This is a genomic window from Streptomyces sp. NPDC041122 (assembly GCF_055592445.1).
In genome coordinates, this window is record NZ_JBVIYQ010000001.1 from 805,376 (window position 1) to 827,747 (window position 22,372).

Below are 22,372 nucleotides of genomic sequence, written 5' to 3' on the forward strand. Positions count from 1 at the left end.
GGTGTGGGCGGGGGCGTCGGGCGCGCCGGAATGCGCCTTGCCTGGACGCGACGTCCAGGCTAGACGCAACGTCGCGTCCATACAATGGCCTCGCATCGGCCGCCGGGTATCGTGTCCGCATGCCCGCCCCGACCTCCGGCCCCCGCCGGCCCCACTCCGGCAGCCGGCGCGACGAGGCCGCGCGTCTGGCCGTCCTGCACGCCGCGGACGACCTGCTCGTCGAGCACGGTTTCGGCGCCCTGACCATCGAGGCGATCGCGCGCCGCGCGGGCGTCGCGAAGCAGACGATCTACCGCTGGTGGCCCTCGAAGGTGGAGATCCTCCTCGACACGCTGATCGAGGACAGCGCCAAGCGGCTGCCGGTCCCGACGGAGCGGCCCACGGCGGAGAGCATCCGCGGCTACCTGCGCCGGTTCGCGCGGTTCCTCACGCGCGACCCCGCCGGCAAGGTGCTGCTCGCGCTCGTCGCCGAGGCGCAGCATCATCCGGAGACGGCCAAGAGCTTCAACGAGCGGTATCTCGGGCCGCGGCGGGCGCGGGAGAGCGAGATGCTCGCGCGGGCGACGGAGGCGGGGGAGATCGCGCCCCGCCTCTCCCCCGACGCGACGGTCGACGCGCTGACGGGGCCGCTGGTCTACCGCGCCCTTACGGGGGCGGGGGTTCCTCGCGGGATGGTGGACGCGCTGGTGGACGGCTTGCTGCGGCCCACGGGGGCCTAGTTGTAGGTGGGGTGGGGGTACTTGCGCAGTTCCCCGCGCCCCTGGGGGCCTGGTGCCGCGTGCGGCGTGGCGCGGTGCGGTGCGGGTGGGTGAGGGTTTGTCGCGCAGTTCCCCGCGCCCCCAGGGGTCCTCAGGTCGCGTGTCGCCGTGCGGGCCGGCGTCGGCTGAGCGCGCAGTTCCTCGCGCCCCTGGGGGGCCTCCTGCCGCATGTCGCCTGCGGGACGCCGGTGGCTTGTCGCGCAGTTCCCCGCGCCCCTGAGGAGGACCCCCGGCCCTCACCCAGTAAGCACCGCCCCACCCGGCTCAGAGACATCAGCGACGCGAGGGGCAAGCCCGGCCCACCCACGCGCACCACACAACCGAGCCCAACCCCCTCAGGGACGCGAGGAACTGCGCAACAAACCCCCACCCACCCGCACCACACAACCGAGCTCAAGCACATGAGGGGCGCGGGGAACTGCGCGAGCAACCACCCCCGACCCGCACCACCACGAACAAGCCCAACCCCCCTCAGGGGCGCGGGGAACTGCGCGACAAACCCCCACCCCTCGCACCACACAACCGAGCTCAAGCACATCAGGGGCGCGGGGAACTGCGCGAGCAACCCCCACCCACCCGCACCCCCATAAAAACAACACACACCCCCACCCCCCTCACCCGCCGACCACCCCCACAACCGCCCGCCCGAACACCGGCGCCAAGACCAGCTGAGCCGCCCCCTCCGCGACCCCCCGCTCCCCACCGGGCGCCAGCCCAACCGTCACCCGCGCCCCCGAGCCCGGGCCCGGGCCCGCACCCGGACCCGCACCCTCGCCCGCACCCGGGCCCGCACCCTCACCCGCCCCCGGGCCCCGGCCCCGGCCCCCGCGCCGGGCCCGCTCGGCGACGACCGCCCCCACCCCCCGTACGAACACGTCCCCGTCCGCGAAAACCGTCCGCCCCCCGAGCAGCACGCGGTCGACGTCGAGGAGTCCGATCAGGTTGCCGGCCGCCGTGCCCAGTACCCGCGCCGCCTCCTCCACGTCGCCCCGCGCGACCGCCGCCAGGCAGAGCGCCTCCACGCACCCCCGGTCCCCGCACTCGCATCGCGGCCCGTCCAACTGCAGGACCTGGTGGCCGAATTCGCCCGCCCCGGTACGCGCACCGCGATACAGCGTCCCGTCCAGCACCAGCCCCGCCCCGAGCCCGGTCCCGAGGTGCAGATACGCGAAGGTGTCCGCGTCCCCCGCGAGCGCCAGGCCGAGCGCCGCGGCATTCGTGTCCTTGTCCACGACGACGGGCAGCCCGAGCCGCGCCCCGAGCGCGTCCCGCAGCCCGAACCCGTCCAGCTCGGGGAAGCCCGTGACCCGGCGCAGCACCCCCTCGGCGTGGTCGAGGGGTCCGGGCAGCGCGACCCCGACCCCGGACACCCGCCACCCGGTCCCCGGACCACCCCCCTCAGCGGCCCTCTCCCCTCCACCGGCGGCCAGCAGCCGCTCCACCTCGCCCGCGGCCGCCTCGACCACCGCCTCCGCGCCCGCGCCGAAGGCCAGCGGCGCGCGGCGTTCGGCGACCACCGCCCCGGTGAGGTCGACCAGGACCGCCGTCAGCTCGTCGCGGTCGAGGTGGAGTCCCACCGCGTGCCCCGCGCCGGGCACGAGCCGCAGCACCGTCCGCGGCTTGCCGCCCGTCGAGGCGCGGCGGCCCGCCTCCGCCGCGAATCCCTCCGCCCGCAGCCTCGCGGTGATCTTGCTGACCGCCTGCGGGGTGAGCCCCGTGCGCTCGGCGAGCTCCAGCCGGCTGATGCCCGCCTCACCCGCCGCGCGCAGCAGGTCGAGCACGAGCGCGGCGTTGTGCCCGCGCAGCGCCGACAGGTTCACTCCGGGATTCACCCTGTTCACGTACGACATCACCCCGCCATTGTCCCGCCCGCTTGCACTTTGGCAACACCGTTGCTTAAGTGGAGTGCATGACTGGCACAGGTACTGGCACTGACTTCGGCACGGACACGGGCACCGGCACCGGCACCTCACGCTCCGCGCTCCGCGTCGGCCTCGTCGGGTACGGCCTCGCGGGCTCCGTCTTCCACGCCCCGCTGATCGCCGCCACCGAGGGCCTCGTCCTCGACACGGTCGTCACGTCGAACCCCGAGCGGCAGGCGCAGGCCCGCGCCGAGTTCGGCGACGACCTGCGGTGCGCGGCCTCCGCCGACGAGCTGTGGGAGCGGGCCGACGAGCTCGACCTGATCGTCGTCGCGTCCCCGAACAAGACGCACGTCGCGCTCGCCACCGCCGCCCTCGAGGCGGGCCTGCCGGTCGTCGTGGACAAGCCGATCGCGGGCACCGCGGCCGAGGCGCGCGAGCTCGCCGCCCTCGCCGACGACCGCGGGCTCCTGCTGTCCGTCTTCCAGAACCGCCGCTGGGACAACGACTTCCGCACGCTGCGACAGCTCCTGGCCGACGGCGAGCTCGGCGACGTATGGCGCTTCGAGTCACGCTTCGAACGGTGGCGTCCGCAGCCGAAGGGCGGCTGGCGCGAGTCCGGCGACCCCGAGGAGATCGGCGGCCTCCTGTACGACTTGGGCAGCCACGTCGTCGACCAGGCCCTGGTGCTGTTCGGCCCGGCGGTCCGCGTGTACGCGGAGTCGGACGTGCGGCGGCCGGGCGCGGAGGCGGACGACGACACGTTCATCGCGATCACGCACGCGAGCGGCGTCCGCTCGCACCTCTACGTATCGGCCACCACCGCCCAGCTCGGCCCGCGCTTGCGCGTGCTCGGTTCGCAGGCGGGCTACGTGAAGTACGGCCTCGACCCGCAGGAGGCGGCGCTGCGCGACGGCAGGCGCCCGACGGCGCGGGAGCCGTGGGGCGTGGAGCCCGAGTCGATGTGGGGCCGGGTCGGCTCCGGCGAGTCCCCGCTGACGGGCGGCGGCCGCCCGTTGCCCACCCTGCCGGGCGACTATCCCGCGTACTACGCGGCGGTGGCCGACGCGCTGCGCGGCACCGGCGAGAACCCCGTCACCGCGCACCAGGCCGCCGCGGCCCTGGACGTCCTCGAGGCGGCCCGCCGCTCGGCCCGCGACGGTGTGGCGGTGACGCTGTGAGCGACGCGCCCTCCCTCGACGAACTGCGGGACCAGGAGCGCCGGCTGGTCCTCCCCCACTTCACCTACGACGACGCGTGGGCGCTCGGCACGCTCCTGGTGGAGCTGGCCCGCGACCGCGGCGCCCCGGTGGCCGTCGACATCCGGCGCGGCGGCCAGCAGCTCTTCCACGCGGCGCTGCCCGGCTCGACGCCCGACAACGACGCCTGGATCGACCGCAAGCGCCGCGTCGTGGAGCGCTACCAGTGCTCGTCCCTCCAGGTCGGCACCCGCTTCCGCGCCAAGGGCACGACCTTCGAGGACTCCTCGCGCCTCGACCCCGACGTGTACGCGACCCACGGCGGCGCGTTCCCGCTCGCGGTCGAGGGGGCGGGGGTGGTCGGCACGGTGGTGGTGTCGGGGCTGCCCCAGGTCGAGGATCACGCACTGGTCGTGGAAGCGCTGGAAGGATTCCTCGCCGGGTAATCGGACCATTTTCACCGCTTTGGGTGAACCATCCCCTGCGGATATCGCAGAAGTGGCGTATCGCGTCTCGGGGGCTCATAGGGTCCAGCCATGCAACTGCCCGCCTTCGTAGATTTGCGCCTTCTCGGGCGGTGCAATCTTGAATGCCCCTTTTGTTTCGGTCCGCGCCACGACATGCCGTCCATGACCTGGGAAACCGCCCAGAAGGTGGTCGCCGCCCTGCGGGACGGGGGCGTGCAGGGGGTGGTGATCTCGGGCGGAGAACCGACTCTTCTCCCCTATCTCGCCGACCTGGTCGGGGAGTTGGGCAAACCCTTCGACGACGGCCGCCCCCCGCCGCGCGTCGTCCTCAGCACCAACGGCCTCGCCCCGCTGAAGACGATGCACCGCATCCTCCCGCACCTCTCCTGGATCGCCCTGCCGCTGGAGTCCCGGGACGCGGCGGAACACGACCTCATGCGCACCGGCAGCAAGGCACCGCACCGCGACCGCGTGCTCGGCCTGCTCAAGGAGGTGCGCAAGAACCACCGGCACGTCCGCGTGAAGCTCGGCACCGTCGTCACCCGGCTCAACGCCAAGGGCGCCCCGCGCGTCCTCGACCTGGTCGAGGAGGGGGCCAGGCCCCATGTGTGGAAGGTCTACCAGATGTCGGAGACCAACTACGGCGCGGACAACCGGGATTGGCTCTCCCTGGGCGACGAGGAGTTCGAGGCGGTGGTGAAGGAGTGCGAACGGGCCGCGCGCGAGCACGAGGTGACCTTGCGGGTCTACCGCAACCGCACCCGCACCGGCAGTTACTTCTTCATCGACCCGGACTGCGAGATCGTCGTCGTCGACGCGGGTGAGGAGAGAAGAATCGGGAACCTCTTCGAAAAGCTGGCGGACGAAACGCTCCGGCCCGCCGAACTGATCACCCCTGCCAGGAACGTCGAGAACTTCGCCGGCACCTACCCGGACCCGGGCCGACCGGCCCCGTGAGGAGCTCTTGATGACGGCACACGTACGCGTGGGAGTCCAGGCGATCGTGCGCGACGGCGGCGATGTCCTGCTCGGCCTGCGGGCCAACTGTTTCGGCGCCGGCACCTGGGGTCTGCCCGGCGGCCACCTGGAGCTGGGCGAGTCCCTCCAGGCCGCCGCGCGACGGGAGTTGGCGGAGGAGACCGGCATCCTGGCCCTGGACCTGCGCGTCGCCTGCGTGACCGATCCGGACCCGGCGGCCAACCACCACATGCAGGTCGGCGTCGAGGTCGTCGACTACACCGGGGACGTCCGGCTGCGCGAACCCGACCGCTGCGAGCGCTGGCAGTTCTGGCCCCTGGACGCACTCCCCGACGCCCTCTTCGTCGGCTCGGCGGGCGTGCTGCGGAGCGTCAGGGACGGCGCGGTGCACTGCCCCTAGCGGTGCGCCCCTCGGTCTTGCTCCACCGGTCGTCCGACTGCGTCAGCATCAGCGCCCGCAGCCGCGCCTTGTGCTTCTCCTCGTGCCTGCCGAACTGCTCCCAGGTGCTGGTGAGTTCCCACTGCGTACGGAACGCGGCCAGGCTGTCCTCGTAGTACTTGCTGTCCCTGAGGAACCGGTGCTCGAAGACGCTGAGGCCCCTGCGCGTGCGCTGCAGCGGATTCATCGTGATGTACGGCTCGAAGAAACCCGCGTCCGAGGTGAGCAGCGTCGACCCCGAGATGTCGGTCGGGGTCAGCTTCAGTTCGATGCGGCCGGGGAACCGGTCGCGCAGCGCCAGATAGGAGTCGATGACCGGCCGGAACGTCTGCTGGTAGTACGTGCTCCCCCACACCCGGTCCACGATGTCCTCCGCACCGTGCTGCATGAAGATCGCCAGATTGTTCCAGGGGCTGCTCAGGATGATGTGGAAGTAGGTGCCGCGCTCCAGGGCACGGTGGATCTGCCAGTAGAAGATGTCCAGTTCGGGGAGGAAGTACGAGGCGCCCGCGTGCGCGGTGAGCCGGATGACGTTGCGCTCCGCGTCGATGGCCCGCCGCTTCTCGGCGTTGCGGAGGTCGTTCTCCTGCGGCGTGTACGTGCGGTCGATCCGGTACGGCAGGTCGTCCGCCTGCACCGTGGCCGCCCGTAAGTGCGCGAGCGCCTCGCGGATCGCGAGGGTCTGGTCGTGTTCGCGGCCGAGCGCCTCCACCGCCATGTCCTCGGCGTCCTCCAGGAGCGAGACCGCCCGCTGCCGGCGCAGCACACTGCCCGGGGCGCCCGCCGCCTCGAACTCGGCGACCGCCAGCGCCGCTTGGGCGACGATGGTCTCGCGGTGGGTCGCCCCGAGAAACGCCGCCGCGTTCAGCCGGACGATCTCCAGCTCGCTCAACTGCCGTTCGACCGCCTCCGGATCGGGGCCGTCCCACGCCGCCTCGAACTTGGCCACGGCGAGCGCCCGCCGCGCGGCGATCGCGGCGGGGTGGTCGCCGCCCTTGAGGGCGATGGAGTGCTCCGCCGAGCGGTCGAACTTCTGGAGCGTGTCGGAGGTCCCGGCGGTCGCCCCGCCGTCCGCATCCGCCCTGGCGACCTCCCAGCGCACCCAGTCCGCCGTCAGCCGCGCGTCCGGGTCGTCCCCGGGGCGCGCGTCCATCTCCTCCAGCGCCTTGTCCGCCCAGAACCCCGCGTCCGCCAGATCCTTCCTGCGCAGGCTCACGGCGCTCAGGTTGGCGAGGATCCGGCCCCGTTCGGGGACGCCGTCGCCCACCTGGGCCCGGGTGAGCGCCCGGCACAGGACCAGCCTCGACCGTTCCAGGTCGCCGTGCTCGGCGAACAGCGCGCCGAGTTCATTCCAGACGGACGCCGCGTAGACCTCGTGGTCCGCCTCCACGGTCTCCATGTGCCGCAGGGTCATGTCGGCCACCGACAGGGAGAGCGTCTTCATGCCGAGGGCGGACAGGAGCTTGGCCAAGTGGGTGAGCTGCCCGGCGCGCAACTGCTGGGAGCGGTCGGCGCGGTCGGGCCCGCGGACGTGCTTCACGCAGGCCGCCAGCCGGTTCCTGTCCCGCGGGTGCGGGGTGTCGGGCGCGAGGAGCATCTCCTCCGCCACCGCGATGGCCTCGTCCAGGTACCGCGTGGTGGTCATGGTCCCTCCCGGGATGTCGCCGGCCCATGCGCCGGTGTGCTGGGTCAGCGGCGTATCCAGTGCACGGCCACCACGGAGTCGTGGCCCGCCCGCTTCAGGGCCTCCTCGACCGCGGCATCGATCCGGAGCTTCTGTTCGGTCTCGGCCGCGTCCACCGCGTACGGCCGTACGGCCAGGGGCAGTTGGTCCCGGGACAGGTCCTCGATGCGGAACCGGAAACGGTCGAACTGCCGCACCGCCTCACGGATCGTGCCGGCGAAGACGGTGTCCCCCGGCGTGCGCGCCTCGGCGCGCCGCTGGACGATGAGGCCCAGGACCGCCGTCGGCCCGTTGGGGTCGCCCCGCTCCACCGGGCTGCCCGCGTAGACCGAGTAATCATCGAGAGTGACACGGCAGTTGAGCCGGAGGGCGCAGACCCGCACGCCCTTCTGCGGCTCCCCGTACCCGTACGCGACCTCGGCCACGCAGCCGGTCAGCACGTCGTCGGTGTCCGGCGGCTGATGGGTCGCCTTCCACGGCTCGCCCTGCCGGGCGTCGTCGAAGCACACGCCCGGGAGCCGGACGTCCTCCCCGTCGGGGAACGTGAGGTTCAGCAGCGCCAGGTCGGAGCGGCGGTCGTGGTCCAGGACCGCGGCCATGACCTGCCTGCCGTCGGACAGCCGGAGCGTGACCGTGTCCAGGCCCTTGAGCTCACGGGCCCGCAGACTGTGCGCGGCGGCGAGGGCGAACTCCCGGGTGAGCCGGACGCCCGCACCGCGCCGGCAGCTCTCACCGTCCCCGAGCCCCTCGGCCCGGCGGCAGTCGTCGCCCCGGCGGCACTCGGCGCCCATCCGGCAGCCGCCGCGGAAGATCTCGATGAAATGCTCGTCGTACACCACGGGCCAGCCCCCCGTCCGGACCCTGAGCGAACCCCGGCTTTCGCAGGGGAGACGCCATGGTAGCCAGAAATGGTTGCCGGGAAAGCGCCCCGTGCGCCTTCTCGTGGAATATGCCGGAAGGAAGGCCGGAATGCGTCGACACGCTTTTGTCTTTTTCTCCCGTGCGTACTCAGGTGTCGTTTCCGGACCGTCCGTACCCCTTCAGCCGCTTGACTCCCGCGAGCAACTTCCGCCCCCATGACACCTTTTCGGGATGGACCTCGCGCCGCAGCAGCGCCAGGACCCGGCGGTCGGCCTTCCGTGATTTCCGCACGGTTTCCCGGAACTCGACCCAGAATGCGTCGTTGTCGCTGATCCGGGGATTGTTCTCCAGCTGTGTGTGCCATTTCGCCCAGGCCAGGTTCCACCGCCGCCACGCGGCGAAGGCACGTTTGCAGGCGGCGAGCAGCGCGTCGCTGCCGTAGATCTCCAGGCGGGCGAGGAGGGGGGACATGTCGTCGGCGGGGCCCGTCTCACCCGCCCGGCGCTCGGGAAAGCCGCCGGTCCGCAGCACGGTCTCCCGGAGGTCCGCCATCCGCCGGACGACGATCATCACCTCGTCGTAGACGGCCATCCGCCGGTCCCAGACCCGGTTCTCCCGCTCGCGCCGGGTCGTGGCCCGCTGGATCAGCCAGGCGCTGGAGAACGTGGCGAGAGCGCCCAGCGCCGTGCCGCCGAGGGCGGCCACGGCCGGATTCAGTCCCATGAACGCCATCATGACGCGCCGGCGCCCCCGGCGGACCGGGAACGCTGGGGGCACCTCTGCGGGGGGGGGGGCGGGCGCTATGCGTCCTTGAGCTCCTGCCGCTGCCGGCCGAGCCCCTCGACCTCCAGCTCCACCACGTCGCCCGCCCGCAGATACGGCTTCGGCTCCGGCCGGCCCATCGCCACGCCCGCCGGCGTCCCCGTGTTGATCACGTCACCGGGGTAGAGCGTCATGAACTGGCTGACGTAGCGCACCACTTCGGCGACCGGGAAGATCTGCTCGGCGGTCGTGCCGTCCTGCTTCAGCTCGCCGTTGACCCAGAGCTTCAGGGAGAGCGCCTGCGGGTCGGCGACCTCGTCGGCGGTGACCAGCCACGGGCCCAGCGGGTTGAACGTCTCGCAGTTCTTGCCCTTGTCCCAGGTGCCGCCCCGCTCTATCTGGAACTCGCGCTCCGAGACGTCGTGGGAAACCGCGTACCCGGCGACGTGCGCCAGGGCCTCCTCGGGGGACTCCAGGTAGCGCGCCGTACGTCCGATGACCACGGCGAGCTCGACCTCCCAGTCGGTCTTCACCGAGCGGCGCGGCACCAGGACGGTGTCATCGGGACCGACCACCGTGTCCGCCGCCTTGAAGAAGACGACGGGCTCGGCGGGCGGCTCGGCGCCCGTCTCGCGGGCGTGGTCGAAGTAGTTCAGCCCGATGCAGACGACCTTGCCGATCCGTGCGAGCGGTGGCCCGACGCGCAGCCCGTCGGCCGCGAGAACGGGCAGGTCACCGGCGTCGGCGGCGGCCCTGATCCGGCCGATCGCGGCGGCGTCGGCGAGGACCTCGCCGTCGATGTCGGCGACGATGCCCGACAGGTCACGGAGGGTGCCTTCGGCGTCGAGGAGCGCGGGGCGCTCCGATCCTGCGGTACCGACTCGCAGCAGCTTCATGGTCAGACTCCATTCCTTCGGGGGCCCGGCCGATGGGTTGCGGCCATCGGAGGTTTGGTCGATCGTCCAAGGTCCCCGTCCGGTCCGCAATACCCCGTTCACGTACTGGACCCTTACCGGGCGGTAGCCGCCGTCACCGGTCCACCGCCGCCGTCCTCACGCGGCGGCGGCCAGGGCCCCCGCGCTGCCCGGCATGTCCCGGTACAGCACCGCGCGCTCGACCGCGCTCCACGTCGTGCTGGTCACCACGTACAGCGCGGCGGCCAGCGGCACCACGGCCACGGTGAACAGCGTCATGAACGACATCAGCGGCATGAACTTCGTGATCGCCCCCATCCCGGGCACCTGCTGGTCGCCGGCACCGGCCTGCGGCAGCGGGTTGGCCGCCATCTGCCGCTTGGTGCGCCGGTAGTTGAAGGTGGCGACCACGGCGACGAGGGCGAACAGCGCCAGATAGACGAGGCCCTGCGCGCCGAAGACCCCGCCGTGGCCCAGCGCGTCCGCCCACCTGCCGCCGAGCGGCGCGGCGAAGAGCGTGTGGCCGAGCAGCGCGTTGGCCTCGCCGCCGATGCTGGAGTTGGAGAAGAGGTGGTAGAGCAGGAAGAAAGCCGGCAGCTGGAAGAGGCTGGGCAGGCAGCCGGAGAGCGGCGACACCTGCTCCTCGCGGTGCAGCTCCAGGACGGCCTTCTGCAGCTTCTCCGGGTTCTTGGCGTGCTTCCGGCGCAGCTCCGCGATCCGCGGCGACAGCTTGGCGCGGGCCCGCTGGCCCCGGGCCGACGCCCGCGACAGGGGGTGGACGAGGAGCCGTACGCAGGCGGTGAACAGCACGATCGCGGCGGCGGTCGCCGAGGCGTGGAAGAGCGGGTCGAGCAGATCGGCGAGGTGCTCGACCAGGCTGGCGAACACGGACATGAATGCGGACATGGAGGAGCCCTCCGAGGGTCTCGTCGTGCCGGGAGAGGAAGCGACGGGTGAGGTCGCGGCGGCGTGACGGGGCGCGGGGAGGGATCGGTGAGACGGGTGCGGGCTGCGCGCCCGGGTCCCTACGCGGCCGTCAGGAGGAGACGGCCGGGTGCTCGGGGCCGGGTGCGGCCCCTGGCGTCGGGGTCGCGTTGCGGCAGGAAGGCGGTGCGCCGCTCGCGGTCGCGGATGGCGGTGCGCACGCGGGTGCGGGGCACGGCGGGCGCGCAGCGCGCGGCGAGCAGGGAGCAGACGGCGAGCGCGGAGGACGCCGCGGCGGTCGCGGCGAGCGCGACGGCGGCGGTGAGGCTGCCGGTGTCGACGAGGACGACCTCGACGAGCAGGAACAGGAGCAGCAGGGCGGGGCGCGCGGCAGCCCTCGTCGCACGGATCATGTCGTGCACGGCTGCCTCCTCTCCCCGGTCCGACGGCTCGTGTATCGGCGGTACGCGTCCGGACGGCCGCACTCGTACATACGGCCGTACTCGTACCTGCCGTTATACAGGATCGGCCGCGGAGCCGACGCCGGCGCCGTCCGGCCCGTGCTCGTCGTGCTCGTCACGCTCGTCGTGCTCGTCGTGCTCGTCGTCGAGGGGATCGCTGGCGAGGACCTCGTCGTCCGGCCGCCCGTCCGCGCGGTCGGCGGGACCCGCGTACGTCACGGCGAGCGCGACGACGAGGTTGAGCGCGAGCGCGAGGATCCCGGCGTTGACCCCGAGGACGGGATCGTGGTCGCTGAAGACGAGCGCGCACACGGCCGCGACGCCCACGACCAGCCCGCTCAGCGCCCCGGCGAGCGTCAGCTTCCGCCACACGAGCCCCAGCAGCAGCATCGGTACGAGCTGCGCCATCCCCTCGTACGAGATGAGGGAGAGCCGTACGAGGGTGTTGGGCGCCCCGTAGGTGAGGGCGAGCGCGAGGGCGCCCGCGATGACGACCACGCCCTGCGAGGCGAGCTTCTGCCGCTGCGGAGTCCGCCACCGGGGCAGCAGGGACAGCACGCTGCTGCCCCACATCGTCCCGATGACCAGCATGAACACGGCCATCGGGACGATCGAGGAGAGCGCGGCGGCCACCCCGATGACGCCGACGGCCCACGCGGGCAGCGAATCCACCACCAGCTCGAACAGCGCGAGGTTGGACTCGGCGCCGACGAGCCCCGGCACCACGAAGAGCGCGGCCATGCCGAGGAGCATGGGCACGAAGAGGAGGACGTTGTAGGCGGGCAGCCAGATGGCGTTGCGGCGCAGCGCGTCCGCGCTGCGGGCGCCGAGGTAGCCGGCGACGGTGGTCGGGAAGATGACGACGGTCAGCGCGTTGAGGAGCGAGGTCGTGGCGAACCACGCCTGCCCGTACACGCTGCCGCCGCTGCCCGGCAGTGTGAGCCAGTCGCTCTTCTCGCGCACGATCCGGTGGAGGAAGTCCCCGTATCCGTCGAAATAGTGCAGGGGTACGTAGACGGCGAGGAAGGCGAGCGTCCCGATGACGAGGACGTCCTTCAGGACCGAGACCCAGGCGCTGCCGCGCAGCCCGCTCACCACCACGAACCCGGTGGTGACGGCGAAGCCGATGAAGTAGGCCCAGTTGAGGCTGATGGCGCCGTACGAGATGGTCGAGACGACGACGCCCATGCCGGTGATCTGCAACTGGATGTAGGGCAGCAGGAAGACGGTGGCGAGAACGGCGACGCCCGCGCCGAGCCAGGGCCGGCCGAACCGGTGGGCGACCATGTCCGAGATGCCGACGAGCCCGTGGCGCCGCGCGTAGGCCCAGAGCATGGGACCGACCACGTAACCGACGGCGTACCCGCAGGACATGTAGGCGACGACGTACAGCACGGGGGCGCCGTAGTTGTAGCCCCAGCCCGCGGCGCCCAGATAGCTGAAGCTGGTGTAGCCCTCGCCCGCCATCAGCACCCAGATGAACACGGCGCCGAGGCTGCGCCCGCCCACGGACCACTCGGCGATCCCGCCCTGCCGGCCGCGCCCGCGGACGGCGGCGAGGCCGAGGACGACGGTGGCGGCCATGAAGACGCCGAAGACGGCGGTGGCGACGGCTCCGTCGCTCATGCGCGGCGCTCCTTCCGCTTCCGGTCACCGCGCTTGCGGTCGCCCCGGTGGGTGAGCCATACGCAGACCGGTGTGAGGAGGGTCGCGCAGAGCAGCCAGAAGAAGAGGAACGGCAGCCCGAGGACGACGGGCCGCACACGGTCGGCGAACGGCAGGACCCCGAGGTACAGCACGAAGGGGCCGAGCAGCCAGAGGAGATGGGGACGGCGAGCGATCACGAGGCCTGACCTTATCCGGGGGCGGGCCACCTCATCCGGGGGCGGGCCGGTGACCGGCCGGGGCGGCCCGCGGCCGCGTGGGAGGGGCTAGCGGGGTCGCATGGCGCGCAGCTTGCCCCACACCACGAGGCGGTACGTGGAGGTGTATTCCGGGGTGCAGGTGGTGAGGGTCAGGTAGTAGCCGGGCTGCCGGTACCCGTACCCCGCGCGGACGTCACTGCGCGGCACGGTACGGATGACACCCCCGTCGCGGGCGGAGGTCTGCGCGAGGGTCTTGTCGACGACGTACGTGTAGGTGGCCCGCGCGGTCTCGACGGTGACCTCGTCCCCGCGCCGCAGCCGGTCGATGTGACGGAACGGCTCGCCGTGGGTGTTGCGGTGCCCGGCGAGGGCGAAGTTCCCGGCCCGGCCGGGCTGGGCGGTGCCGGGGTAGTGCCCGGCGTACCCGCGATTGAGCACGGCGGCCTTGTCGACTCCCTCGGCGACGGGGACGCGGATGCCGATGCGGGGGATGCGGAGGATGGCGTACGCCTGGTCCCAGCGGGGGCTGGAACCTGAACCGGCTGCACGGGAGGCCCCGGACCGGGCGGAGGACCCACCGCCTCGCGCCTCCCCGCCGCCCGCCTCGGTCCGGGAGCCGTGCCGTGGGTCCGCCTCCGGGCGGGCCGGGCTCCCCGCGCCCGGGCTCCCTCCCCCGCCGCCGTCCCTGCCCCACTCCTCCTCCAGGGCGTGGACCTTCCGCTCGGCGGCGGCACGGGCCTGCCGGTTGGTCCACCAGAGCTGGTGCGCGACGAGCAGGAGGAGGACGAGGCCGAGGGTGACGGCGACCTCGGCGGCGCTCCAGAGGACGCGGACGGCGGGCGGGCGCCGGGGGGCCCGGTGGGCAGGCCGGCGCCCTTGCACCACCACCGGAACGACGGGAACGCGCTCGCGCACGGGGCCTCCTCGGGCCGGGAACCGGTCCGGCCGCCGGGAGAATAGGCGCTGCGCCCAGAACAATCCATGGTGCGACGAGCGGCGAGCACCGGGCGACGAGCGGCGAGCACCGGGCGACGAGCGGCGAGCGGCAAGCGGCGAGCGGCAAGCGGCAAGCGGCAAGCGGCAAGCGGCGAAGCTCATGACGGCCCGGCCCGTCAGCCGAACCAACCCTCACCCTCCTGCTGGGACCCGTCCCGGCAGTACCGTGTCCCGTATGCGCCCCGAGAAGCCTGCTGCTGCCGACCACGTCGACGTCGACCACATCGCCGAAGCCGCGCGCCTGGAACGCACGGCCGGCCTGTACCCGGAGGACGCCGAACAGCTCCTCCTCCAGGCCGCGGCCCACCTCGAACTGGCCGGCGCGCGCGATCGCGCGACGACGCTCTACGACCGCCTGCTGTCCGCGGACGCACCGCACCCCGCGGGCTCCCCGCTCCTCATCCGCGCGCTGAAGGCCTCGAACCTCTGGGAGTACGACCACGAGGCGGAGGCCCGGGCGATCATCGACGGCGTCCGCGCGGCGGCCCCGCGGGACCCCGCACCGTGGGTCATCGTGGCGGAGTCCCTCGAATCGCACGACGAGCTGGAACAGGCGCACGAGACGTTCACGGAGGCGGTGGCGCGCGTCGTCCCGTCCGCCGCCGCGGAACCTCCCTACGCCACGCACCCGCTCCTCTTCGGCCGCCACCGCGTACGCCGCCTGCTCGGCGCCGAGCACGACGAGTGGGACACGCTGGCCGACCGCGTCTCGACGGCGCCGGTCTCCCTGGACGAGCTGCACGATCCCAAGCGGGTGTGGTCCCTTGGCTCGGAGAACCCGGCGGAACTGCGCGCGGAAATCGCCCGCATCCAGGCGGAGTTGGGCTCGTACCGGGAGGCGCTGTCCCGCCCCTTCCCGGTGGCGGTCCTGCACTGGCCGGCGCCGGAACTGACGGAACTCCTGACGGCGTACCCGGCCTTGACGTCGGAGTACCCCTCCCACGAGGAGCACCTGTCGACCATAGAGTCCTCACTCCACGAACTCGCGGCGTCCGGCACCCCGAACCTCGGCATCGTGACCGGCACGGTCCCCTCCTACGAGGCCTTCGCGGCCTCGGAGGGCACGTCCCCGGAGGACCCGTCCCTGCTCCCCCAGTACGCGACGACCCTGGCGGCCCGGGGGCGGGCGGTGCCGTGGCCGCCGGAGGGGGGCGGGGTGTGCTGGTGCGGGTCGGGGCGGGGGTATGGGGAGTGCCACGGCGGCGATGGCATCTGAGGGCGCGCCGGTGGCGAGCACGAAACGGAACTCACAACATTTTCGGCCGGGATCAGGCAGGGATCAGCTCTCGATTTCCGATCGACAGGATTTCCCGCCGTAGGAGACGAGAATTCCTTGAGTACAGCGAAACCGTCCTCGCCGGGCGTCTCTGCGAGGATGCGCCGGCAACTGAGTCGGGACACCGCACCTGAAGTTGCGGTACGGCGCCTGCTCCACGCCTCCGGCCATCGCTACCGTCTCAACGTTCGTGTCCCTGACATGCCCAGGCGGACCATCGACATTGCCTTCACCCGAGCCAAAGTGGCCGTCTTCCTCGATGGTTGCTTCTGGCACGGGTGCCCGGAGCACGCGACCCAGCCCAAGGCGAATGCGGAGTGGTGGCGGGAAAAGCTCGACCGCAACATCGCCCGGGACCTGGAAACGAACAGACATCTGACCGAATCCGGATGGATCGTTCTACGGTTCTGGGAGCATGAGAAGCCTGACCGGGTGGCGACACGGGTGGCAGCGGCCGTCGCGCGACAGCGCCGGGAGAGCCAAGAGCGCAACGACGGGGGAACGCAGTGAGCGGCTTGAGATTCGTGGATGTCTGTTCCGGTGGTGGAGGGCTGGCCCTCGGGTTGGAGCAGGCCGGTTTTGAACCGGTCCTCCTCCTGGACAACAAGCCGGCCGCGTGCGAAACACTCCGGATGAACAGGCCTGCATGGAATGTTCTGCAGACGGATCTCCACGACTTCGACCCCACTGAGGCTCGAGAGACCTACGACGTGGACTTGCTGTCCGCCGGCCTCCCTCGAGTGAAGTCCTCGGCGACCGCGAAGCGCGTGGAGACCGGAATCGAATTGCGACTCCTCAAAGCGGCGGTCTACCTGGCTCATGCCATACAACCACGTTCCTTGCTCATCGAGAATGTGCCGGGGCTCGTCGACGACGTCGCGTTCGAGGAAGTACGTACCTTCATTCAGCGGGAGCTCGAGCACCTCGGCTACGGATTTCACTGGTTCATCCTCAACGCCGCGGATTTCGGCGTACCGCAGGACCGCAAGCAAGGTGTGCTCATCGCTTTGAAGCAGGAGTTCTTCGACAGCTTCCGGCAGCCCGCTCCCACCGTGACCCAGCACATATCGGCAGGTCGAGCGCTACACGCATCCATGTCGGCACGAGGTTGGGCAGGCGCCGATGCGTGGGCAACCCAGGCGAACCAGGTCGCACCGACGCTGGTGGGAGGGTCGGAAAATCGCGGAGGCGCCGATCTCGGTCTGACCGGCACCAAGAAGGCGTGGGCGCGCATGGGGATCAATGGTGGCGCACTTGCCGACGAGGTGCCCGATCCGGACGGTATTCAGGAGTCGGACACATCCGGTTCCCCGCTCAAGAAGCTCACGGTGGACCAAGCGGCAGTGCTCCAGGCGTTTCCCGCCGACTGGATTTTCGCGGGGGGAAAAACAGCCAGATACCGCCAGATCGGCCACGCCTCGCCACCGCCCGTCGGCAGGGCGCTGGGGCTGGCTGTCGCCCGAGCCCTGCGGACCTGATGCCCACACCCGCACCTATCTCACGCGGCTCAGCAGGACGGCCACAACCACCACCCACCGCCGGCTACACTTCAATCCCATGACCCCCGCACCACGTCGACCACTTCAGCCTGCGAATTTCCACATCGTGGACCTGTTCGCCGGGCCAGGTGGCCTCGATATCGCCGCCTCGATCATGGGAGTGGAGAGCATCGGGGTCGAGTGGGACGACCCGACGCGCGCCACACGCGCGGCGGCCGGTCTGCGGACCACCCATGAGAAGGACGTCGCCGAACTGGGACCCTGCGATCCTGAGGTCGCGGACGCCAACGTGCTCACCGGCGGACCACCGTGCCAGTCGTTCTCCGTCGCCGGTAACCGTGAGGGGCACCAAGCGCTGGAGGATGTGAAGCGTCTGGCCACACGTTTGGCCGGACACGAGGACGCAGCCGCGTTCGAGGCCGCCTGGAAAGAGGTCAAGGCGGAGACCGACGCCATGTCGGACGACCGCACCGGGCTCGTGCTCCAACCGCTGCGTTGGATCATGGAAGCCAAGCTCAAGCGTGAGAAACCCTACGACGTTGTCGTGCTGGAACAAGTACCGACCGTGCTGCCGGTGTGGAAGCACTACGTCGACATTCTCAGAGCCACGGGCTACGCCGCCGACGCCCACGTCCTGAACGCCGAGGAGTTCGGTGTCCCCCAGACACGTCGTCGAGCGGTACTGATCGCCCGTTATGCCCCGGAGGACGAGGAAAAGACGGTCGCCTTCCCTCTGCGGACCCATCAGCGATATCGGCCCGGAGTCGAAAGGCTCCCCAAAGTACAGAAGCCCGCGGAGGACCAGCCTGAGGAGGCTCGCCAGGAGGCTCTGTTCACCAGCGCTTCCACGGACAGGCCCATCGTGCGGTGGACAGCTATGCAGGATGTCCTCCGCGACAGACCTGCCGACTTCGAAGTGGTCTCGAACTACGGCTCGGGCGGCGATCCCAAGAAGCGGGGTCGCCGTACGTCCGAGGAACCAGCGGCGACAGTCACCGGCAAGATTCGACGTAACCGCGTCTTCAGTCTGAAGAGGACAAGCGCCGGTACCAAGCAGATCGGCGAGGAACTGGAGCGGCTGTCCCTCAGGGAGGCGGGCCTTCTGCAATCATTCCCGGCTGCCTATCCGTGGCGGTCGACCGATGTCGCTCAACAGATCGGCAACGCCATTCCGCCGCGGCTCTCCCTCCACATCCTGTGCTGTGCCCTCGGCTTCGAGGGGCCGGACGAGGAACTGCTCACCCGGCTGGAGAAGTGGCAGCCCGCAGGGGCCGCAGCCCCCGCCGACAGTGCCTGAGATCGGCCCACCCGATTGCGTCACTCCTCGTCGCCGCCAGGCTCCCGCCCTCGTACCGGTACGTCCTCGAAGAGTTCCGCGAAGTAGTCGGCCAGCGTCTCCACCGAGGAGTCCGGGGCCCGTTCTTCGTCCGGCCCCTCGGGAAGTGCCTTGTGAGGTACCGGGCCTGCCCATTCCGCGGCTTCGATCCACCGCTGCAACGGCTCTCCGTCCCGCTCCACGTCCGGGGAGACGACGTCGTACATCAGAGTGGCGGCCGATGTGTTGACTGCGCCGGCCAGAGCGTTGATCTCACGGCCGTTGCGCACAATGCCGCGGTCCATGAGGCGCACCATCGCTTGAGCAGTGGGCCGATGGTCGATCACATCGAGCCGCAACGCGGTGTTGAGCATGTCCTGATGGGTACAGGCAGTCACTGCCGGAACGTAGTCGGGGCCGTTGCGGAACAGTTCCGCGGCCCACCACAACCGAGCGAACGCCTGGGTGTGGTGAGGGCCGCGAAAGCGGCTGGCCGCGACACTCGGCAACTTGCCTACCTCCTTGGGCTCCGACATGTGGCGCCAGACGACGTAGTCGGGGGCGACGCCCAGGGCCAGGAAATTCCAGAACCTTCGGTCAGCGGCTTCGCCACGGGCAAGCCGGAGCGTCGCATGGAGGCGTGGAGCAAGCCATGCGTCCGCTCTCGTCGGTCTGCCGTCGCCCCACATGCGCATGGCCTCGTCGAAGAGGTCACGCACCGGGGCCAACTGCGACCGGGCATCGGCACTCCGCAGCGGCTCGGCCCTCTTGTTGAGTGCCAGGGCGGGGACATTCTCCTTGCCCGTGAGCACTCCTTCGGTCAGATACTGGGCGGCGTTGAGATCCGAGAGCATCGCCAGGCGTTCCGGCAGGTAAGCCGGCCGGTCGGTCATGAGTCGCTTCCCTGCTGGAGTCGGTCCAGGCCACGAATGGTGGTGGACAGAGCCTTCGGCACGTCGGCTCTACGGGTGGCGGCGAAATGGATACGAGGCTGAAGGTCAATCCATCCCGAGGTTCCGGTGCGGTGCCGGTGCACCTCGCGCAGCGCCTCCTCGCCCGAGCGGCCCGGGACGACGTCCGGAAGCATCTCCCGGAGCACCTCGCCCCGCCAGTCGTGCGGAAAGAGGGGCGTGCCGTCGCCCTCGGTCTCCAGGTCCCCGATCGCGGTGTGGAACACCGCGGTCCACACATCCGTGCACATCTGCGCGAGGAGCAGGTCACGCACGAGCCCCTCGACCTGTGAGCCTTCGCCGCCGACGAGATCGGTAATGCCTTCGAAGTCGGTATTGACGTGGACCGCGGGCAGCTCACCGGATGTATCGACGATCCAAGGGACGTCCCTGAAGGGACGCAACCACTCGGGTCCCTCTCGGAATCCGACCTCGACGACGTCGAGTTCACGCTCTCGCTGAGGCGCCTCGGCCTTCAGGTCGACGACCCACTCCTTGTCCGGTTCCGACGAGGCGATGACCCGCCCCGGCACACCATCGGCGGTTGCCACCACGTGGACGGACAGGGCGACTCGGTCCACATGGTCGAGGCGGCACAGTTCCAGGGCGCCGACCCATTCCCGACCACCCTCGGTTCTGGAGTCCAGTCGGGCTGACACCCGCGTATTGGTCGCCTTGTCCGTCAGCACAGCGATGACCGACACATCCGACCAATAGCCGTTGGACTCCGTCGCCTTGGCCGGAACAGTGGCCGACAGCTTCAGACGGGCCTTCTCCCAGTTGCTCCGTTCGGCCTGCCCCAGGGCCACTACTTGCTCGACAACCGAGAACGCCTTGGTGTCGAGTTCCTCCCGGTGCTCACTCGGCCCCCTGAGACTGACCGCGGTCACGCGTAGAGACACCACACCGGAGAGCCGCTTGTACGGATAAGCCCTCATGCCTTGTTCCCCTTCCCGGTGTTGAGTTCGACCACGAGCCCGGTGAGGGATGCCCGTACCGGGTGAGTCGAGACGTCCGTCACCCCTCGGAAGGTGGCCCTTCGCGCGCCGGGCGAGAAACGCAGCATCCCCTCGACGACTTCGCAACTGCTCACGGCGGTGAGCTCGGCCCACGACACGACGGGCCTCGAACCCGATCGCACCTCCAACTTGGCCACGGGTGCGACCTGCCACGAGTCGCCTCCGGCCGGAACCTTCACCTCGGCCATGACGCACCACGCACCGGTCTCGTCGATCCGGGCGTCCAAGTCGTCCAGCGTCGGCAGACCCGCCGCGTCATTGGCGCGGACCGTCTTCGTGCCGCCCACGGTGAGGCGCTTGCGCAACCGGTCGCTACCGCTGCGCCGCTTCTCCTTGGGAAGAGCGACGAGCTCACGCACGGCCTTGTTCGTGTCACGGGTCAAGGCCGCGATGCGACGGTAGGCGGAAGGCGAGTACCGCATCCGTAGCTCTTCCGTCTGCCCCCACTTGTTGTGTTCGGGAGGCTCGGAGGCGCGCAGGAAAGCCTCGGCCTCGTCGGCGAGGCGGACGTCACCCGCGGCCTGCCCCACGAGCAGAACCGCTTGAAACGGGTTGGTCCCCAAGGGCAGATCAGGGACCCTGCTGGTCTTGACCGTCATACGGTTGCCGCGCATGGCCACCACCGTATTCGGCCTGCCGTCGGCGTCGGCGGCGTCTGTCACCAGAAGCACCGCCCGGTGCTCACCCCCGCTCTGCCCCTCCACCAGGTCGGGCACCTTCAGTGGCACGGTCGTCATCGCCACCTGCCCTGCCTCGGTCAGACGACCCACGGTCGTCCCGTCCAGAAAAGCCTGGAGCGCACGAGTACGCGAGGGTTGGGCAACACTCGGATCGACTCGCTCCTCCCCGATGATCTCTTCACCGTTGCGCAGCGTTCGGACGAATGCCTCCAGTTGTGGTTCTCCGCCGTCTCCACAAGTCATAGCGGCCCAGAAGTTGCGTCCGAGGGCCTGGACGAGCCTCTTGTGCATCAGGTGCACGCTGTCCGCGTCCTCGCTCGCTTCCTCCTCGGCAGGCGGACCGGCCTCGGCCAGGCTCGCCACGTCGTGTGCACCGACGATCAGGAACGATGTGCCCGGCTCCTCGTTCTCCCGTGTGAGATGCAGCCGCTCGACCGTCTCCTGATCGGCCCACCACGAACGTGCCACGTCCGCATCACCCCGGTCGGGATCGAGCTGCCCGAACCAAGCAGGCCCGGCGCAGGGCATACCACCGACCTCACGCCACGGCAGGTCGAGGCGCCCGACGAGCCGTCGCTCCGTGCGCCCTTCATGCGGTTCGGACAAGGTGGAGTTCATGAGTACGAGACCGAGTTGACTGGTTGCCCAGAGCGTCGCCTTTCCGAGACCGTACGAACCCCCCGCACCGTCCGTGGACTTGTGACTGTCCAGTTGGCGACGCACGACGGCTGCGAAACGCCCGGTCTCGTAGTCGTCGCCGGTCAGGCCGGAAGCGTTGTAGTCGTCGACCCTCAACAACACGAGCCGGCCCCGCTGCTCCACCTCGCGCAGTCCTGCGGCGATCGCGCGTCCGACCTTCTGGTCCTGCGCGGCCGCCACCCGGTAGTGCGGCAGGAGGTCTTCCCAATGGAGCGCCTCGCAAAAGCGCGTCAGCCACTCCCCGGTCAGTTCATGCAATGTGTAGTGGACTCGGACCGGGCGGGAGTTGGGAAGGCGTTCGTCGAGGCTGTTCTGGGTGGCCTCTCGTGCCAACACCTCGACGTCGGCATCGAAAGCGAAAGCCGCGGCGTTTCCGAATTCTCGGCCTCCGTCCAGATGCGCCGGCCTGTGGTACCAACCCACACTCCCGAGGTCGTCCGTCTCCGGCGGCCCTACCGCTTCCTCCTCAACCTCCTCGGGAGCATCGAAGAACGCTTCGATCGCCGCCCGCATGTCATCGTTCGGTACCGACCGGCCCTCCCGCCATGAGGAAATGAGGAATTGAGGCACATCGAGCCGTTGCGCAAGCTCTGCCTCCCCCGTCCCGTGGCCGCCCATGCGCTCCGTGAGCCAATGGGCGAACGATCCTTCTTCCACAGCCATTCCGTTGTCCGCTCTCTTCGCGTCCCCGGCTCGCGCGGAAACCCTGCGCTCCGCTCCCGCACGAGCCCTGCGGTGGGCTCTCCGCACACGCGATGCGAGCG

Annotated in this window: 22 protein-coding genes; 9 read left to right on the plus strand and 13 right to left on the minus strand. The window is 70.6% G+C overall.

The annotated features are described in order from the left end of the window. Nucleotides 1–119 precede the first annotated feature (119 nt). Entirely contained in the window at nt 120–719 is a 600-nt protein-coding gene (locus tag ACZ6B8_RS03485) for a TetR/AcrR family transcriptional regulator (RefSeq protein WP_471089049.1), read from the plus strand. Nucleotides 720–1,372: 653 nt separating this feature from the next. Here ACZ6B8_RS03485 and ACZ6B8_RS03490 read toward each other — a convergent pair. Then, nucleotides 1,373–2,608 (minus strand): ROK family transcriptional regulator, encoded by a 1,236-nt coding sequence (locus ACZ6B8_RS03490; RefSeq protein WP_471606147.1) that lies wholly within the window; start codon nt 2,606–2,608, stop codon nt 1,373–1,375. A gap of 59 nt (nt 2,609–2,667) precedes the next feature. Here ACZ6B8_RS03490 and ACZ6B8_RS03495 point away from each other — a divergent pair, with 59 nt between their 5' ends. The 4 genes from ACZ6B8_RS03495 to ACZ6B8_RS03510 all read left to right on the plus strand — a co-directional run bounded on the left by ACZ6B8_RS03495 (nt 2,668) and on the right by ACZ6B8_RS03510 (nt 5,664). Continuing rightward, complete coding sequence (locus tag ACZ6B8_RS03495; RefSeq protein WP_471606148.1) at nt 2,668–3,801, plus strand: Gfo/Idh/MocA family oxidoreductase; 1,134 nt, start codon at nt 2,668–2,670, stop codon at nt 3,799–3,801. Further along, nucleotides 3,798–4,265, plus strand: coding sequence for a heme-degrading domain-containing protein (locus ACZ6B8_RS03500; RefSeq protein ID WP_471606149.1), 468 nt, complete (start codon nt 3,798–3,800; stop codon nt 4,263–4,265). Before ACZ6B8_RS03495 ends, ACZ6B8_RS03500 begins: the two co-directional genes overlap by 4 nt. A 90-nt stretch (nt 4,266–4,355) precedes the next feature. Beyond that, nucleotides 4,356–5,243, plus strand: coding sequence for a radical SAM protein (locus ACZ6B8_RS03505; RefSeq protein WP_471606150.1), 888 nt, complete (start codon nt 4,356–4,358; stop codon nt 5,241–5,243). Nucleotides 5,244–5,253: 10 nt separating this feature from the next. After that, nucleotides 5,254–5,664, plus strand: coding sequence for a nucleotide triphosphate diphosphatase NUDT15 (locus tag ACZ6B8_RS03510; RefSeq protein ID WP_471606151.1), 411 nt, complete (start codon nt 5,254–5,256; stop codon nt 5,662–5,664). Here the strand turns inward: ACZ6B8_RS03510 and ACZ6B8_RS03515 are convergent. The 9 genes from ACZ6B8_RS03515 to ACZ6B8_RS03555 form a co-directional block, all read right to left on the minus strand. Beyond that, entirely contained in the window at nt 5,636–7,348 is a 1,713-nt protein-coding gene (locus ACZ6B8_RS03515; protein ID WP_471606152.1) for a hypothetical protein, read from the minus strand. The genes ACZ6B8_RS03510 and ACZ6B8_RS03515 overlap by 29 nt on opposite strands. Before the next feature lie 44 nt (nt 7,349–7,392). Then, complete coding sequence (locus tag ACZ6B8_RS03520) at nt 7,393–8,226, minus strand: hypothetical protein (RefSeq protein WP_471606153.1); 834 nt, start codon at nt 8,224–8,226, stop codon at nt 7,393–7,395. Nucleotides 8,227–8,395: 169 nt separating this feature from the next. After that, the gene (locus ACZ6B8_RS03525; protein WP_471089036.1) at nt 8,396–8,971 is read right to left on the minus strand and encodes a hypothetical protein; all 576 of its coding nucleotides are present in this window, start codon (nt 8,969–8,971) and stop codon (nt 8,396–8,398) included. A 77-nt stretch (nt 8,972–9,048) separates the two neighbouring features. Beyond that, nucleotides 9,049–9,906, minus strand: coding sequence for a fumarylacetoacetate hydrolase family protein (locus ACZ6B8_RS03530; RefSeq protein ID WP_471606154.1), 858 nt, complete (start codon nt 9,904–9,906; stop codon nt 9,049–9,051). A gap of 156 nt (nt 9,907–10,062) precedes the next feature. Then, complete coding sequence (locus ACZ6B8_RS03535; RefSeq protein WP_471606155.1) at nt 10,063–10,830, minus strand: YidC/Oxa1 family membrane protein insertase; 768 nt, start codon at nt 10,828–10,830, stop codon at nt 10,063–10,065. 119 nt (nt 10,831–10,949) lie between these two features. Then, entirely contained in the window at nt 10,950–11,261 is a 312-nt protein-coding gene (locus ACZ6B8_RS03540; RefSeq protein WP_471606456.1) for a DUF6412 domain-containing protein, read from the minus strand. A gap of 102 nt (nt 11,262–11,363) precedes the next feature. Continuing rightward, complete coding sequence (locus ACZ6B8_RS03545) at nt 11,364–12,935, minus strand: sodium:solute symporter family protein (RefSeq protein ID WP_471606156.1); 1,572 nt, start codon at nt 12,933–12,935, stop codon at nt 11,364–11,366. Next, nucleotides 12,932–13,153 carry a DUF3311 domain-containing protein gene (locus tag ACZ6B8_RS03550; protein WP_471606157.1) on the minus strand — a complete coding sequence of 74 codons (222 nt, stop codon included), beginning with the start codon at nt 13,151–13,153 and terminating at the stop codon, nt 12,932–12,934. Before ACZ6B8_RS03550 ends, ACZ6B8_RS03545 begins: the two co-directional genes overlap by 4 nt. An 87-nt stretch (nt 13,154–13,240) precedes the next feature. Beyond that, complete coding sequence (locus ACZ6B8_RS03555) at nt 13,241–14,089, minus strand: class E sortase (RefSeq protein WP_471606158.1); 849 nt, start codon at nt 14,087–14,089, stop codon at nt 13,241–13,243. A gap of 256 nt (nt 14,090–14,345) precedes the next feature. Here ACZ6B8_RS03555 and ACZ6B8_RS03560 point away from each other — a divergent pair, with 256 nt between their 5' ends. The 4 genes from ACZ6B8_RS03560 to ACZ6B8_RS03575 all read left to right on the plus strand — a co-directional run bounded on the left by ACZ6B8_RS03560 (nt 14,346) and on the right by ACZ6B8_RS03575 (nt 18,242). Then, nucleotides 14,346–15,386 (plus strand): SEC-C metal-binding domain-containing protein, encoded by a 1,041-nt coding sequence (locus ACZ6B8_RS03560; protein WP_471606159.1) that lies wholly within the window; start codon nt 14,346–14,348, stop codon nt 15,384–15,386. Nucleotides 15,387–15,545: 159 nt separating this feature from the next. Further along, nucleotides 15,546–15,956, plus strand: coding sequence for a very short patch repair endonuclease (locus ACZ6B8_RS03565; RefSeq protein ID WP_471606160.1), 411 nt, complete (start codon nt 15,546–15,548; stop codon nt 15,954–15,956). Further along, nucleotides 15,953–16,924 carry a DNA cytosine methyltransferase gene (locus ACZ6B8_RS03570; RefSeq protein ID WP_471606161.1) on the plus strand — a complete coding sequence of 324 codons (972 nt, stop codon included), beginning with the start codon at nt 15,953–15,955 and terminating at the stop codon, nt 16,922–16,924. Before ACZ6B8_RS03565 ends, ACZ6B8_RS03570 begins: the two co-directional genes overlap by 4 nt. 79 nt (nt 16,925–17,003) lie before the next feature. Beyond that, nucleotides 17,004–18,242 (plus strand): DNA cytosine methyltransferase, encoded by a 1,239-nt coding sequence (locus ACZ6B8_RS03575; RefSeq protein ID WP_471606162.1) that lies wholly within the window; start codon nt 17,004–17,006, stop codon nt 18,240–18,242. A gap of 20 nt (nt 18,243–18,262) precedes the next feature. On the opposite strand, the gene ACZ6B8_RS03580 is transcribed toward ACZ6B8_RS03575, so the two are convergent. Genes ACZ6B8_RS03580 through ACZ6B8_RS03590 form a run of 3 tightly spaced genes read right to left on the minus strand, consistent with a single transcriptional unit; the run spans nt 18,263 to nt 22,271 of the window. Further along, the gene (locus tag ACZ6B8_RS03580; protein ID WP_471606163.1) at nt 18,263–19,153 is read right to left on the minus strand and encodes a DUF6339 family protein; all 891 of its coding nucleotides are present in this window, start codon (nt 19,151–19,153) and stop codon (nt 18,263–18,265) included. Continuing rightward, nucleotides 19,150–20,148, minus strand: coding sequence for a hypothetical protein (locus ACZ6B8_RS03585; RefSeq protein WP_471606164.1), 999 nt, complete (start codon nt 20,146–20,148; stop codon nt 19,150–19,152). The genes ACZ6B8_RS03580 and ACZ6B8_RS03585 overlap by 4 nt, the downstream gene beginning before the upstream one ends. Then, on the minus strand, nt 20,145–22,271 hold the full coding sequence (locus ACZ6B8_RS03590) for a helix-turn-helix domain-containing protein (RefSeq protein ID WP_471606457.1): 2,127 nt from the start codon (nt 22,269–22,271) through the stop codon (nt 20,145–20,147). The genes ACZ6B8_RS03585 and ACZ6B8_RS03590 overlap by 4 nt, the downstream gene beginning before the upstream one ends. Nucleotides 22,272–22,372: the final 101 nt, after the last annotated feature.

Coding starts and splice junctions, on each gene's coding strand:
- ACZ6B8_RS03485 (WP_471089049.1), top strand. CDS start 120: ATGCCCGCCCCGACCTCCGGCCCCCGCCGGCCCCACTCCGGCAGCCGG.
- ACZ6B8_RS03490 (WP_471606147.1), bottom strand. CDS start 2,608: ATGTCGTACGTGAACAGGGTGAATCCCGGAGTGAACCTGTCGGCGCTG.
- ACZ6B8_RS03495 (WP_471606148.1), top strand. CDS start 2,668: ATGACTGGCACAGGTACTGGCACTGACTTCGGCACGGACACGGGCACC.
- ACZ6B8_RS03505 (WP_471606150.1), top strand. CDS start 4,356: ATGCAACTGCCCGCCTTCGTAGATTTGCGCCTTCTCGGGCGGTGCAAT.
- ACZ6B8_RS03510 (WP_471606151.1), top strand. CDS start 5,254: ATGACGGCACACGTACGCGTGGGAGTCCAGGCGATCGTGCGCGACGGC.
- ACZ6B8_RS03515 (WP_471606152.1), bottom strand. CDS start 7,348: ATGACCACCACGCGGTACCTGGACGAGGCCATCGCGGTGGCGGAGGAG.
- ACZ6B8_RS03525 (WP_471089036.1), bottom strand. CDS start 8,971: ATGGGACTGAATCCGGCCGTGGCCGCCCTCGGCGGCACGGCGCTGGGC.
- ACZ6B8_RS03530 (WP_471606154.1), bottom strand. CDS start 9,906: ATGAAGCTGCTGCGAGTCGGTACCGCAGGATCGGAGCGCCCCGCGCTC.
- ACZ6B8_RS03535 (WP_471606155.1), bottom strand. CDS start 10,830: ATGTCCGCATTCATGTCCGTGTTCGCCAGCCTGGTCGAGCACCTCGCC.
- ACZ6B8_RS03540 (WP_471606456.1), bottom strand. CDS start 11,261: ATGATCCGTGCGACGAGGGCTGCCGCGCGCCCCGCCCTGCTGCTCCTG.
- ACZ6B8_RS03545 (WP_471606156.1), bottom strand. CDS start 12,935: ATGAGCGACGGAGCCGTCGCCACCGCCGTCTTCGGCGTCTTCATGGCC.
- ACZ6B8_RS03560 (WP_471606159.1), top strand. CDS start 14,346: ATGCGCCCCGAGAAGCCTGCTGCTGCCGACCACGTCGACGTCGACCAC.
- ACZ6B8_RS03565 (WP_471606160.1), top strand. CDS start 15,546: ATGCGCCGGCAACTGAGTCGGGACACCGCACCTGAAGTTGCGGTACGG.
- ACZ6B8_RS03575 (WP_471606162.1), top strand. CDS start 17,004: ATGACCCCCGCACCACGTCGACCACTTCAGCCTGCGAATTTCCACATC.
- ACZ6B8_RS03580 (WP_471606163.1), bottom strand. CDS start 19,153: ATGACCGACCGGCCGGCTTACCTGCCGGAACGCCTGGCGATGCTCTCG.
- ACZ6B8_RS03585 (WP_471606164.1), bottom strand. CDS start 20,148: ATGAGGGCTTATCCGTACAAGCGGCTCTCCGGTGTGGTGTCTCTACGC.
- ACZ6B8_RS03590 (WP_471606457.1), bottom strand. CDS start 22,271: ATGGCTGTGGAAGAAGGATCGTTCGCCCATTGGCTCACGGAGCGCATG.